Below are 12,852 nucleotides of genomic sequence, written 5' to 3'. Positions count from 1 at the left end.
TACATCTTTGCATGGATTTCATAGTTATCAGTGTTGGAAACGAACTCTTAAGTGGAGACATATCCAACACAAACGCTACTTACATAGCGAGGAGGCTGACGAAGAAGGGGCACAAAGTTGTTAAAATGGTGGTTATTCCAGATGACGTTAACGTTATAGCTGAAGAGGTTAGAAACGCGTTGTATGTCGATTTTGTGATAGTTACTGGCGGTTTAGGAGCTACTCATGATGATGTAACTACCGAAGGAATTGCAAAGGCTCTCAACAAAAAACTCGTACTCTATGAAGATGTTTTAAATGACCTAAAGAAGAGATTTCCGAAAGCCAACGAAACTGCTTTAAGAAAAGTTTGCACTTTCCCTGAAGGTGCTGAAGTTGTTAGAAACGATGTAGGAGTTGCTCCGGGTTACATTACTGACAAAATCTTAGTGATGCCCGGTGTTCCTGCAGAAATGGAAGACGTTTTCGAGAAAGTCTTGCCGAGATTTGGAGAGATTGATTACTACGAAGATACGCTGATAGTCTATAAGAAGGAGAGCGAGATGCTTAAAGAATTAGATACGGTTGTGAAGGAGTTCAAGGATGTTCAAATTGGCTCTTATCCTAAGGAGGGGTATGTAGTAATAAAGTTCTCTGGAAGAGATAAAGAGAGAGTTGAAAAAGCAAAAGAACGATTGATCGAGCTTCTGGGATTATGAGGCCGTTTACATTCATAAATGTTGCATCGAGCGTTGATGGAAAAATAAGCAACGAGAAAAGAATTCAGCTTAGGATATCATGTGAAGAAGATCTAAAGAGGGTTGACGAACTCAGAGCTAAAAGCGATGCCATAATGGTAGGAATAGGGACAGTTCTTTCGGATAATCCTAAGCTGACTGTTAAGAGCGAAGAACTACGAAAAAGGAGATTGGAAGAAGGAAGAGATGCAAATCCCATAAGGGTTGTAGTTGACAGTAAGTGCAGAATTCCCCTTGATGCAAAGGTCTTGGATGAATCTGCAAAAACAATCGTAGCTGTCTCAAGAATTGCAAATTCTGAAAAAGTGAATACTTTAAGGAGAATGGGTGTTGATGTCTTTGTAGCTGGAGATGATAAGGTCGATCTCAAAGCTTTGGTTGAATATCTCTACAAAATTGGTGTAAGAGTTCTAATGGTTGAGGGAGGAGCCACTCTTAACTGGGCAATGCTTAGGGAGGGTTTGGTCGATGAAATCTATGTATACTATGGCAACATGATCATAGGAGGTTCAAAAGCTCCCACGGTAGTAGATGGTATGAGCTTCGATCCTCCAATAAGTCTGGATTTATTGGATGTTAGGAAATTGGGTAGAGGAATTCTTACGAGATGGCGAGTTTTAAGGTAGCCTTCAAAAATTTCGAAAGCTTTATCTGTTGATGATACTCATCGCCTACATGACACACCACGTAGTTTATGTAGTCGGGCACATGAACCCAGATACGGATTCTGTGTGTTCTGCAATAGTTTTTGCACACCTCTTGAACGAGTGGAGAAAGAAGGATGGTTTAATAAAGCTTGACAAAGAAGCTGTTCCAGCCATTCAGGGGGAGCCAAACCCAGAGACGAAGTTTGTGCTTGAGAAGTTTGGATTTGATGTTCCAGAGATTTTGGACGACGCTGAGGGTAAGACACTCGCCTTAGTAGATTTCAGTGACAAGTCTCAGGCACCTAAAAACATAGACAAGGCTGAGATAGTTGCGATAGTTGATCACCACAAGATCGGAGACATAACGACACCAAATCCGATACTGTTCGTAAACCTACCAGTAGGATGTACTGGAACTGTACTTAAGTTGCTGTTCGACTGGACTGGCGTTGAAATCACGAAGGAGCTTGCAGGGCTAATGCTGGCTTCAATCTTGAGTGATACTGTGATCTTTAAGTCAGCAACTACGACCGAGCTTGACAAGAAAGTCGCAGAAGAACTTGCAAAGATTGCGGGAATTGAAGACATCACGAAGTTCGGAATTGACGTAAAGTCAAAGCTTTCCGATGTTAGTGGCTTGAGTGCCAGAGAGATCATAACGAGAGATTTCAAGGACTTCGACATGGGCGGAAAGAAAGTCGGAATTGGTCAGATCGAGTTGATTGACCTCAACTTGATCAAGGACAGGATCGATGAGATCTACGAGGAAATGAAGAAGATGAAAGAGGAGGGAGGATACGCTGGTATATTCTTGATGCTAACGGACATAATGAAGGAAGGAACTGAGTTGCTGGTAATCACCGACTATCCACAAGTAGTTGAAATAGCATTCGGAAAGAAGCTTGAGGGCAAGAGTGTCTGGCTAGAGGGAGTAATGTCAAGGAAGAAGCAGGTAGTTCCGCCATTGCAGAAGGCTTTTGAGCAAGTCTAATCAATTTTTTCTTTCTCGACCTTAGCTTTGTGATATAATCGCTTTGGTTTGTACAAGACTTATATTTCGTTCAAACAAAAATATTTTGAGCGATAAGCGAAAAATTCAGAAGTCTGTCATGATTCTGAACTGGTCAGTATCTGGCTTTTTTAGTGCACTGAGAAACCTCCTCACCGCCCCCTCAACATCTCTTGCCCTCGTTATGGCTCTTCCAACTACAAGAATATCTGCCCCAGCAGAGATAACTTCCTGCACATTCTCCACTCTAATACCACCGGCCACAGCTACGAGCACATTGAACTTCTCTTTAACGGGCTTCGCAAGATGCCAAGGTGGTTTAGCTTCTTCCTCATCTATAGCTCTGTGCAATTCGACAACATCTGGGAAGACTCCAGTCTCCTTTATCTTCTCAAGCCTCTTTATTGGATCTTCAACTCCGAGCATGTCTACAATTGCATAAATTCCAACTTTCTGAGCCTCTTTGATGCCCTCAACGATAGTTTTGATTGGTGCCAATCCCGATATAACAACGCCGTTAGCTGTGGCATCTACAGCCATCCTAGCCTCCAGCTTTCCTACATCCAAGGTCTTGAAGTCTATTATGTAGAACGCATCTGGCTTTATTTCTCTCATCTTCAAAACAACATCGGCACCGTAGCGCTTGGCTAATGGGGTTCCTATCTCGTAGATTATGTGATCGCTTTCGGGGATTTGCCTCATAACGTTCAGAACTTCTTCTAAGCTAGTCAAGTCAAAGGCTATTTGCAGATAAGGCGGATCCCAGAGTTTCGTAAGCTTTCTACCGATGTGCGGGTGAAATGCTCTATCCTTCTCCCAAAGAACCTTGTCAACATCCGGGAATCCACTCATAGCCCTCTTTATAGCGAGCTTTGTTGCTGAGTAGTTGTAGTAGTATATCTTGTTCTTATCTTTAGCTTTTGGATGTATAAAAACGCTCACAATCACAACCAAATCTTCAGCTTTTTCCTTTGGAATTATCCCTTCTTCAACAGCATCAGCTACCGCCTTTGCAACAGCAGCCTGAGCAGGCCCGAAAACAAGTTCAGCCTGTTCCAAATTCTTTATCGTTACCTTGGGAACTATTATCGCTGGAGGTTTGGTTATGAGGTTGGGTCTCAAGACTGCTAAAAGTGGTGTGTGTCCAGCGGATAACTGGGATAAAGCGTTCGCAAACGCCTGACCCACAATTCCGTTCTTTTCACCTATCAGTAGGTCTATGTGAGCAACTTCGTAACCTTTACCGACCAAGGCCTCTCCTATTCGCATGAGCGAAAGTACCTCAATCACTTTTAAGGTTTTCTTAAATCTTCTCCTTCAAACAGTAGAACTTCAAAGCCACAACTTTCAGCAAAACTAAGGACTCTCTCATCCCACTTTGAGAGAGCGAAAACAACTCTCACTTTCCTGTTCGCAATAATTGGATAAGATTTTAGATCTTTCAACAATCTTGCAACTTTCCTCATCTTTTTCAAAGCTCTACCCTTATCTGTTTCGATTTCTGCAATTATAACCTCTTCATCCTTTATAATAACCAAATCCGGTCTAAAACCAAGCTTCGATAATCCAGTTTGCCCAGATTCAATGTAGACGTTTCCCCCTATTTTTTCTATCAGCTTATGTCTGATGTAGCTGTGCTCGAAACCCTCAGAACCGACTTTCTCTCCATGCAAGGCAATTTTTATGTTCTCTATTGCCCTCTCCAAAGCCTTACTTCTTAATACGTAATTTATTCTTTCAAGCTCTTCGAGGATCTCCTTCAATCTTTCATAGACCTGCATAGCCTCACGATCCTGTCAAGCTCAACTAGGGCTTGGACTGGCGTTAAGTTGTTGACGTCAATTTTAGCTATTTCTTTCATAAGATCGTCGTTTACGATGTTTAGACTCCTGTATATCTCGTAAGCTCTGTCTATGACCTCTTTTGGTAAGACCATCTCAGCAATTTTTATTCCGTAGCTTTCTGTACATGCTCCCCTCTTTATCTTTCTGTCAAATTCGATTGTTTCTCCTTCGATTATGCGGAAGTGGTAGTTCTTAACACCTTCAAGTGTACTCTCAAGCTCGGAAAGCTCGTGATAATGTGTTGCGAAGAGGGTTTTCGCACCTATCTTGTGCAAATACTCAATTATCGCCCAAGCCAGACTGAGCCCATCTTTCGTTCCAGTGCTTTTACCAACCTCATCGAGAAGTATCAAACTTCTCTTTGTCGCATTCTTCAGTATCTTTCCAACTTCATCTATCTCAACCATGAAACTGCTGTACCCCCTTGTTATATCATCGACAGTCCCTATCCTCGTAAATATCCTATCGACAACTCCTATGGCAGCGTAGCTTGCGGGGACAAAGCAACCAATCTGAGCCATTATAGTTATCAGAGCTGTCATTCTGAGGTATGTTGACTTTCCAGCCATATTGGGTCCGGTTATTATGAGAATTCTGCTATCTCTTGTCAGATTTACGTCGTTTGGGATGAATTTGGTTGTCAACTCAACAGTAGGATGTCTTCCGTCCCTTATTATTATATCGTATCCGTCGTTCACCTTAGGCTTTGTGTAGTTGTAAAGCACGGCAACTTCTGCAAAGGTTGAAAGAACATCGAGCTCAGCAATTTTGAAAGCGCACTCTCTTATTTCATCAACTCTCTTAGCCACTTCTTCCCTAACCTCATTAAATAGCTCGTACTCCAATGCTTTGATCTTCTCGTCGCATGCTAAGACTTTCTCCTCTATATCTTCAAGTTCTGGAATTGTAAATCTCTCAGCGTTGACTAAAGTCTGCTTCCTCTTGTAATGTTTCGGAACAAATCTCAGCTTCGATTTTGGAACTTCTATGTAATACCCTATGACGGTGTTGTATCCGACCTTCAACTTGTCTATACCTGTAGCTTTTCTCTCCCTCTCCTCGATATTCTTTATAAAGTTTTCATGATCAACTTTGATTCTTCTGAGCTCGTCAAGTTCTCTCGAGTAGCCATCTCTTATTATTCCACCGTCTTTGATATTTATAGGCGGATTGTCAACTATCGCGTTTTCTATAAGCTCAACGACATCTCTGAGAGCCTTTAAACCTTCAACAATCTCCTTAAGCCTCCTCGAGTTAAATGTGAAGCTTTTTATCTTTTCAACAGCCTTTAACGAATTCTTCAAGGCAACTAAATCCCTAGCATTTGCCTTCCTGTACTCAATCCTACTCACTATCCTCTCCAAGTCGTAGACTTCTCTCAAAACTTCCCTTAAGCTCTGTCTTAGAAAGCTCTTCTCAAAAAGCTCTTCGACAGCTTCGAGCCTCTTTTCTATCTCATCAACGTTTAAAAGAGGCCTCTGTAGCCACCTCTTCAGAAGTCTGCTACCCATTGCTGTAGCGGTTTTATCCAGAACATCAATAAGGGTACCCCTTCTACTACCGTCTATCAGATTTCTGAAGACTTCCAAATTTTTGAGCGTTGTAGAATCTAGTATCATGTAGTCTCTGCTCACATACTTCTGAAGCCTGATCTTCATCGTCTTTATGAGTAGAGATTCCTTAACGTACCTTAAAGCAGAACCGCAAGCCCTCACGCACTCCTCCTCAAGCTCAAGTCTCTCGAAATCCTGAACACACTCTTTCAAAATTTCGAGAGATTCTTTAAATGAGTACTCGTCTTGGCTTAACGTGTGAACAACGTTAACGTGCTTCTTCAGCTCTTCAAGCTCCTCAAAACCCTCTGGAACTATGCATTCAGCTGGTGAAAACTTCAAAACTTCTGCAATTACCTCATCGAAGCTCTCCAATGCTGTGGTTAGGAACTCCCCCGTCGATACGTCTATCAGTGCTATTCCGTAGATTCTACCCTTGTATATGGACATGAGGTAGTTGTTTTCCTTAGTTAGAAGCTCCTCCTCTATGAGTGTTCCGGGAGTTATTACCCTTACTACCTCCCTCCTAACTAATCCTTTTGCTTTTGAAGGATCCTCAACCTGCTCGCATATGGCAACCTTGTAACCCTTCTCAATCAATCTCTTTATGTAAGGAAAGACAGCATGATGCGGAACTCCAGCCATCGGATGCTTCTTATCTCTCGAAGTCAGAACTATACCCAGTTCCTGCGAGGCAATCTTTGCATCTTCATCAAATAGCTCGTAGAAATCACCAACTCTGAAGAACAGTAGTGCATCTTTGTATCTCTCCTTAATTCTGTAGTACTGTCTCATCATCGGTGTCAACTCTTCCATCTCGAAGGGAAGTGATTGCAAGTGTATAAAATATCGATGATTTTAGTACGCTTTTTATAAATTTAAAGTCATTCTAAGCCACCGACCAAACACACCTCTCTCCTTAAAACCGAACTTCTTGTAAAATCTTATGGCCTTCAAATTCTTAACTCCAACCCAAAGCTCAACGACCTTTCTACCTCTTTCTTTGGCATAATCCAAAGCTTTCTTCATAAGAGACGTTCCTATCCCTTTGCCCTGCCATTCTGGATGAACCACTATCTCATGAATTTCGGCAACCTCTTCACCTTCAAAAACGCTGAACCAGTTGCAGTCACACGCTATAAAACCTACGGGCTTTCCAGCAACGTATGTGAAAAAACCTTCCGGATCTCTTTTTAGTAACCATCTGAAGTACAACTTAACGTCCCTCTTGCTCGTGTAAGCGTATTCCTCTAACCCCTTGTAAGCCAATGTGTAGACTTCGACGAAGTGTTTTTCGTCCTCTTTCGTAACTTTTCGTATCACAAAGGACACGCTTTTAACTCGTTATATAAAGTTAAATTTATGAGAGCGTTATCAATACTTAGAGAACTTGTTGAGATAGAATCTGAGTCGGGTGAGGAGGACGAGATTATAAGCCATCTTATTGAGACTCTTTACGACTTCGAGCCGGCGGTCTTCGAGAAATATAATACAAAGAATATACTCATAAATCAAGATGCAGACGTTTGGGTAGTTACTCACGTTGACACCGTTCCAGTTAAGAGAGGTTTTGAGTTCGACGGAGTTTACGCTTACGGCACCGGCTGTTGCGATGCGAAAGCTAGCATAACTGCAATAATACTTGCACTGGAAGAAGTTGAGGAACCTAACTTCGGAGTTGCCCTTTTATCTGATGAGGAAGAAGGAGGATTGGGATCCAAAGCTGTTGTTGAGGAGTTTGGGAAGAGAAGGGCTATAGTCATGGAACCTACGGAGCTTAAAATAGCAAACAGACACTACGGATGTTTGGAAGTAGATGTTGAACTTTTAGGTGAATCGGCGCATGGTGCATTCCCAGATAAAGGAATTAACGCAATAGAGAAGGCTATTGATGCTATAAACAGGGTTAAAAGTCTGAACTATTTATACCTCCTTCAGAGAATTGAAGGTGGTAGTTACGAATACGTAGTCCCAGATAAATGCTCTTTAAGGATAGACTTGCTAATACCTCCTGAAGAAGACGTCAACGTCGTTGAAAGAGAGCTAATAGAGATTTTTAAGAACGAGGATGTTGCAATAGTTGAGAAAGCTCAGGGATTTGTTAGTGGTGGAGTAACGGCTTTAGTTGAAAGTGCCGTTAAGAGAGCGGGTTTGCATGTTGATTATACTGAGATGAGGTCGTGGACGGATGCCATAAATTTCAGGGAGGCTGGATGGGATGTCGTCGTATTCGGGCCGGGAGAACTCCACTTGTGTCACACCGAGAAGGAGAGAATAAGAATTGATGAGATTTTGAAGGCCAAAGATGTTCTCGTCGCTCTAAACGAGATCATTCAAAGTAGTTCTTGACCTCGTAAGTTTTCCTGTATATCTCGCTTTTCATCATTTCCTCTATGAACTCTTTAGTTCTAACGTACTTGTCCTTCTTGTAACTCCAATCCGGATGTTTCTTCTTCCATTCCTCCCAACTGTAGCTGTATTCGGGCTGAATCTTGTCTCTGTAAAACTCTGGAATGACGTTAAAGGCGCAGAATGGAACGATTCTTCCGTCTGGCATTCCGTAGTGGATTACACATCTCTCAGTTCTTTCAACGTCGTAATTGTACTCGTCTTGGAAGTGCATCATTCCAAGGAACAGTGCATTCTTGTGGAATTCACCCAAAGCCTCGTAATCTCCATGGATAAACGCATTCTTCATCAGGTTTAAGACTTTCAACTCTTTTGGAGCCTTAGATTCATCGTAAAACTTCTTCAGGAAGTTGACTATCAAATCTGCGGAAATCTTCAACCTCTTAAACCTTCCTACGCTCTTTCCTTTCATCTCCTCAGCCTTTTCAACGAGGTACTCCACGAATCCCTCAACGTCTATAAACCTCGTTATTGGAATTACTTTTCCATCATCCAAGAATACGTAAGTTGCACAACCGCATGCAAAATGTGAAGTCATGTAGTAACGCTTGCCCAAGAAAGCGTCAAAGAACCTTGCTATGTGTCCAGCTATAGGAACTGGATACCAGTCTTCCATAGCTATTGCCCCGTTTGTCTGCTCCTCTATCAACTTTAAGGCTCTTGGAATTGTTACCCTGAACATTGATCTTTCCTCCTTGGGAACTCTACCGACCATCGAGATCGGTTGGAAGTTGACACCTCTAACGATATCTATGTGATTTAAGCCGAAGTTTATGATCGCTCCAAGCTCAGAGTCGTTTATATTTCTTATCAAAGTCGGAACCAAAACTATTCCCGGACCGTTGAGTTCTCGTATGTTCTTGAATATTAGAGGTATTTCCCAATGATTCTTCCAGTTAGTTATCGGAGTTATGCCATCGAAGCTCAGGTAGATTGTGTTTACTCCCGCTTCAGTAATTGCTTTGACAAAATCCCTATCAAAAGCCAACCTTATACCATCGGTGTTAAGCTGGACGTGGTCGTAACCTTCCTCTTTTGCAATTCTTATTATTTCTACAAGATCATCTCTCAAAGTTGGCTCTCCTCCAGTCAGCTGGACAGCATTACACGGTGGGATTTCCTCTTTTGCTCTTCTGAGCATCAATCTGATCTGATCCAAAGTCGGTTCGTAGATTGGTTGTCCCTCTTTAGCGTAGAAGAAGCAGTTGCTCACAAGAATTCCGTCAGAAACTACAAAGCTGTGATGTTCGCTTTTAACTTGCAGATCGTAGACATAGCCTTCGTAGTCTTCAAACTCTACCTTCGCCACTTCATCTACGATGTAATCCCCAACCTTTTCAATCCTAGTGTGCCTATTTTTACCCAAAGTTTTTAATCTGTCTAAATGTTTCTCCCTTAAATCTACAAGACTTACCAACTTTACCAAATCCTCTCCACCCACGTAAAGCTTGTATAAGTCGTGATTGGCACCCTTGACTTTTTCCTTCTCAACCTTATGGACTCTTGCGAAAACGCCTAACGATGCCAAGAGGTAAAGCAAATCTCTTATCAAATCTCTCGAAACACTTGCGTATCCTATGCTCAGATGCCTCTTACCCTTCACAACGTATCCATCGCCGTTTAACAACCCGCTAAGTAAAGACAACCTTAGTTCAAGTGGTAGGTCTAAAAATATTCTCGGTAACCTCTTGTTCTTAGCACCTTCGGGAATTCCCAAAACGTATTTAAGCAGCAGTCTGATCAACCTACTTCCTACAACCAACTGCTTAGTCTTGCCGTTTGCTTTAAGTACACTGTACGGCAGATTTAGCTTGTGCACGATTTCAAACAACTCCCTCTCTGCATCTTTTTTGCCGACAGTGATTCTAATGTCTTTGTTGGTGTAGTGTCCATCCGAAATAAAGTATCCAACGAGCTTTGAAAATTCTGGTGTAATCACAAAATTCGACGGTATCGTATATCTTGTAGCATCTCGTCCAAGCTCATAGCTACCGTCGAGATCGATTTCGTAGAAAACGTTAAGTGGGATAGACCTTCTCTCCCTCCAGCTGTAAACTATGCTTCCGTACCTCTTTGACAACCTTGTATTTACATTCACACCTCTAACAAACGTCATCTTCTTCTCCTTTGCCGGTAGAACTCTAAATTCCTTCAACAGATTTAAACTTCTTACGTTTCCGTTAACGTTGAATCGCATCAATGACAAAATCTTATCTCCAACCCTAAGCTTACCCGCTTCTTTCTTAAATAGTGAGCGGTTCTGACAGATGAATATTCCATGTTCGGGCGTAACCCTCAGAACTCTACCGGATTTTGTCGTTATTCTAACGATCTTACCCTTGTAAAACCTCTTGAATACTTTTTCAACCTTGCACCACACCGCTTTGAAATCTTTGAAGGATAGAACCTCCAAGCCATCAACGAAGGCGAATTTTCCCCTAACTCCATTTACCTCAACTTCATGATCGAATCTGCAATCTCTTGCCAAGTCCTTGAATTTCAGGAGCCTAACCTCGCCATTCTTTCTAACGAGAATCTCTTCGTCCTCTGGCAGACAATACCAACAGCTGAGGTTACAACGATTTGTAACTACTATGTTTAGAAGACATGTGTGTGAATAATGCCTCTTACACAAACCGCAATCGAAGGGACAGTTTGCTCCGCTCTTATCTACATGGTAATTTTCCAAAACTTTGGCCTTAAAAAGCCACTTTCTAAACCTCTCGTAGGTTTTCACATCTTCATAGTAGAGCTCGGTTATGAGACCTTCTGGGCACTTCTTGGTTATCCAAACCTTACCATCTTTCTCCCAAACCACGGCCGGGACGACTTGCCTACTCTCAGGGCAAAGCGATTTAGTTCTGTGAGGAAGGGGGTTACCGTAACCAACTGTAGCTTTCTCTAAGAGCTTTTCAAATTCTTCTTCGGTTATTTCGGGGTAGTTTACAGCATCTTTAACTTTATTGACAAGGTATTTGAACTCCTTAGCTCCTGTAGGTATTCCAGTGTAGATGTAATCGAGCATGAGAATTCAACTCCAAAAAAACATAAAGGTTTTTCTAAAATTTTACCCAACCTAAATTTCATTGTGAAGATGCCTTTAAATCTTGAAGTATCACGAAGAAGGCAGAGTCAACTTCGTCTCTCACTTCAACGCTGGTATCGTAACCTTTCAAAGCGTTAAGAATGGCTTTTCCCCTTTCTCCGCACTCTACATCTGCGATATTCCTCCTTATTCCGAAGTATACCTTTGCTATGGCGCTCTTTAAGACGAAAACATCTCCTGCTAACTCTTTAAGATTCAATCTCTTAGCAATCTCCTCAGCTTTATCTAAGGAGTGCATGTAGTTTACTGCATTTATACCGAAGTTTCTGAAAATTAAAAATCCCAGAGCTCCAGCCTTTACGTAGAGTTCTAAAGCAGATTTTGGATCGTCCCTTTCAAGAACCTTAGCCTTCAAGAAGTAGTACTTCGCTTTGAGGTCTGGTGGCATATCTCCAACCCTTTCAATCGCATCTATTATCTCCTTAGCCTTTTCGTAGTTTTGTGTTGTAACGTAGATTGAGCAGAGGTTGTTTAATGCTGTGGTTACACCCTTAACATCGTTCAGATCGTTGTATATTCTCAAAGCCTCCTTGTAGAATCTCTCAGCCTTCTCGTAATTCTTACTCCTTGAGTAAACGTAACCCAAGTTGTTCACGATCTCAGCAACTCTCTTGAGAGAGTCTTCATCCTTTCTGCTGTATATCATCCTCAGAACGTCCATCAGACACTTCTCCGCATTTTCGTAGTCATTTAAGTCGAGATAGAGGGACGAAAGCATAAGCAGAGCTTTTTCAACTATCTCCTCATTTCTATCCATAGCCAAACTTACGCAATTCTTTAGCAATTCTTCCGCTTCTTTGTAATCCCCTCTAACGTATCTCAAATTTGCAATGTTCAAAAGTACACCCAGATATCTGTCGTCGTTCTCATCGTACATCTCCATTACTTTGCGGTAGTAGTGTTCAGCCTCTCTGTACTTCTTCAGAACCATGTAGAGGTTTCCCAAAGTTCCTAAGAGTCTGTCATCTTCTTTAACTTTGCCTATTAGCTTTTCACCAACAAATATAAGCTTTTCAACGCATCTGTGCCTTCCATAAATTTGATTTGCGGATTTTATGAAGTAATCGAAAGCTCTATCGTACTCTTTGAGCATGAGATGGTGGTAGGCTTTTTCAGTCATAACATCCAAAGTTTCTTCAAAGTTGGAGTAGTATTCCAAAGCTTTCCTGTGATAATCTTCAACGTTCTCCTGTATTAAATCCTTCAAAGTCTCATCTACAATCAAGTAACCGTTCCTCTTCTCGATCAAACCCAAATCGATGAAATCGTTTAAAGCGGAGAGATCGTAAATTTTACTAGCGACTTCAGCATCGATGGGTAAATCTAAGACTGCTAAGCTCTTCAAAACGTTCAAGCTGTTTTCATCAAACCTTCTCTCTATTAATTCTTTGAGTCTGTCCCTTATCTTTCTCTCAAAGTCGGGATCAATTTCAATAGCTTTGTCGTTCTCTATCGCCTCTTTAACCTTGTTCTCAAGCTCTTTTATGTAGTTTAAAACGTCTTCAGCTCCCAAAATTTCAGCAAGCCTTTCGTATCCTCTCATCTAA

The 12,852-nt window shown here is 41.7% G+C and carries 10 protein-coding genes; 4 read left to right on the top strand and 6 right to left on the bottom strand.

Annotation, left to right across the window (positions count from 1 at the left end; genetic code table 11):
* Window positions 1-11 precede the first annotated feature (11 nt).
* From ARCPR_RS05290 to ARCPR_RS05280, 3 genes are read left to right on the top strand one after another with little or no spacing between them, the layout of a single operon-like run.
* The gene (locus ARCPR_RS05290; RefSeq protein WP_012940450.1) at window positions 12-698 is read left to right on the top strand and encodes a competence/damage-inducible protein A; all 687 of its coding nucleotides are present in this window, start codon (window positions 12-14) and stop codon (window positions 696-698) included.
* Window positions 695-1,363 carry a 2,5-diamino-6-(ribosylamino)-4(3H)-pyrimidinone 5'-phosphate reductase gene (locus ARCPR_RS05285; RefSeq protein ID WP_012940449.1) on the top strand — a complete coding sequence of 223 codons (669 nt, stop codon included), beginning with the start codon at window positions 695-697 and terminating at the stop codon, window positions 1,361-1,363. The genes ARCPR_RS05290 and ARCPR_RS05285 overlap by 4 nt, the downstream gene beginning before the upstream one ends.
* 49 nt (window positions 1,364-1,412) lie before the next feature.
* Window positions 1,413-2,375 carry a manganese-dependent inorganic pyrophosphatase gene (locus tag ARCPR_RS05280; protein WP_048084825.1) on the top strand — a complete coding sequence of 321 codons (963 nt, stop codon included), beginning with the start codon at window positions 1,413-1,415 and terminating at the stop codon, window positions 2,373-2,375.
* A 105-nt stretch (window positions 2,376-2,480) separates the two neighbouring features.
* Here the strand turns inward: ARCPR_RS05280 and ARCPR_RS05275 are convergent, their stop codons facing one another.
* From ARCPR_RS05275 to ARCPR_RS05260, 4 genes are read right to left on the bottom strand one after another with little or no spacing between them, the layout of a single operon-like run.
* Window positions 2,481-3,662, bottom strand: a complete 1,182-nt coding sequence (locus ARCPR_RS05275; RefSeq protein ID WP_012940447.1) for a bifunctional 5,6,7,8-tetrahydromethanopterin hydro-lyase/3-hexulose-6-phosphate synthase — start codon at window positions 3,660-3,662, stop codon at window positions 2,481-2,483.
* A 23-nt stretch (window positions 3,663-3,685) separates the two neighbouring features.
* Complete coding sequence (locus ARCPR_RS05270; protein WP_012940446.1) at window positions 3,686-4,174, bottom strand: hypothetical protein; 489 nt, start codon at window positions 4,172-4,174, stop codon at window positions 3,686-3,688.
* The gene (gene mutS / locus ARCPR_RS05265) at window positions 4,153-6,606 is read right to left on the bottom strand and encodes a DNA mismatch repair protein MutS (RefSeq protein WP_012940445.1); all 2,454 of its coding nucleotides are present in this window, start codon (window positions 6,604-6,606) and stop codon (window positions 4,153-4,155) included. Before mutS ends, ARCPR_RS05270 begins: the two co-directional genes overlap by 22 nt.
* A gap of 54 nt (window positions 6,607-6,660) precedes the next feature.
* Window positions 6,661-7,113 carry a GNAT family N-acetyltransferase gene (locus ARCPR_RS05260; RefSeq protein ID WP_012940444.1) on the bottom strand — a complete coding sequence of 151 codons (453 nt, stop codon included), beginning with the start codon at window positions 7,111-7,113 and terminating at the stop codon, window positions 6,661-6,663.
* Window positions 7,114-7,152: 39 nt separating this feature from the next.
* Here ARCPR_RS05260 and ARCPR_RS05255 point away from each other — a divergent pair, with 39 nt between their 5' ends.
* Window positions 7,153-8,139, top strand: coding sequence for a M20/M25/M40 family metallo-hydrolase (locus ARCPR_RS05255; RefSeq protein ID WP_012940443.1), 987 nt, complete (start codon window positions 7,153-7,155; stop codon window positions 8,137-8,139).
* On the opposite strand, the gene tes-int is transcribed toward ARCPR_RS05255, so the two are convergent.
* Window positions 8,120-11,224 (bottom strand): tetraether lipid synthase Tes, intein-containing, encoded by a 3,105-nt coding sequence (gene tes-int / locus ARCPR_RS05250; protein ID WP_012940442.1) that lies wholly within the window; start codon window positions 11,222-11,224, stop codon window positions 8,120-8,122. The two genes, ARCPR_RS05255 and tes-int, sit on opposite strands and share 20 nt — an antisense overlap.
* Before the next feature lie 58 nt (window positions 11,225-11,282).
* A complete protein-coding gene (locus tag ARCPR_RS05245; protein WP_012940441.1) occupies window positions 11,283-12,848 on the bottom strand; it encodes a tetratricopeptide repeat protein in 1,566 nt (521 codons plus the stop codon).
* Window positions 12,849-12,852: the final 4 nt, after the last annotated feature.

This window comes from Archaeoglobus profundus DSM 5631 (assembly GCF_000025285.1).
Lineage (GTDB): Archaea > Halobacteriota > Archaeoglobi > Archaeoglobales > Archaeoglobaceae > Archaeoglobus_B > Archaeoglobus_B profundus.
Note: the sequence above shows the minus strand (reverse complement) of the source record. Positions and strands in the feature narration are given on the sequence as shown.

What these genes read in the sequence shown, in the direction of transcription:
- ARCPR_RS05290 (WP_012940450.1), top strand. Translation starts at nt 12, where the DNA reads ATGGATTTCATAGTTATCAGTGTTGGAAACGAACTCTTAAGTGGAGAC.
- ARCPR_RS05285 (WP_012940449.1), top strand. Translation starts at nt 695, where the DNA reads ATGAGGCCGTTTACATTCATAAATGTTGCATCGAGCGTTGATGGAAAA.
- ARCPR_RS05280 (WP_048084825.1), top strand. Translation starts at nt 1,413, where the DNA reads ATGACACACCACGTAGTTTATGTAGTCGGGCACATGAACCCAGATACG.
- ARCPR_RS05275 (WP_012940447.1), bottom strand. Translation starts at nt 3,662, where the DNA reads ATGCGAATAGGAGAGGCCTTGGTCGGTAAAGGTTACGAAGTTGCTCAC.
- ARCPR_RS05270 (WP_012940446.1), bottom strand. Translation starts at nt 4,174, where the DNA reads ATGCAGGTCTATGAAAGATTGAAGGAGATCCTCGAAGAGCTTGAAAGA.
- mutS (WP_012940445.1), bottom strand. Translation starts at nt 6,606, where the DNA reads ATGGAAGAGTTGACACCGATGATGAGACAGTACTACAGAATTAAGGAG.
- ARCPR_RS05255 (WP_012940443.1), top strand. Translation starts at nt 7,153, where the DNA reads ATGAGAGCGTTATCAATACTTAGAGAACTTGTTGAGATAGAATCTGAG.
- tes-int (WP_012940442.1), bottom strand. Translation starts at nt 11,224, where the DNA reads ATGCTCGATTACATCTACACTGGAATACCTACAGGAGCTAAGGAGTTC.
- ARCPR_RS05245 (WP_012940441.1), bottom strand. Translation starts at nt 12,848, where the DNA reads ATGAGAGGATACGAAAGGCTTGCTGAAATTTTGGGAGCTGAAGACGTT.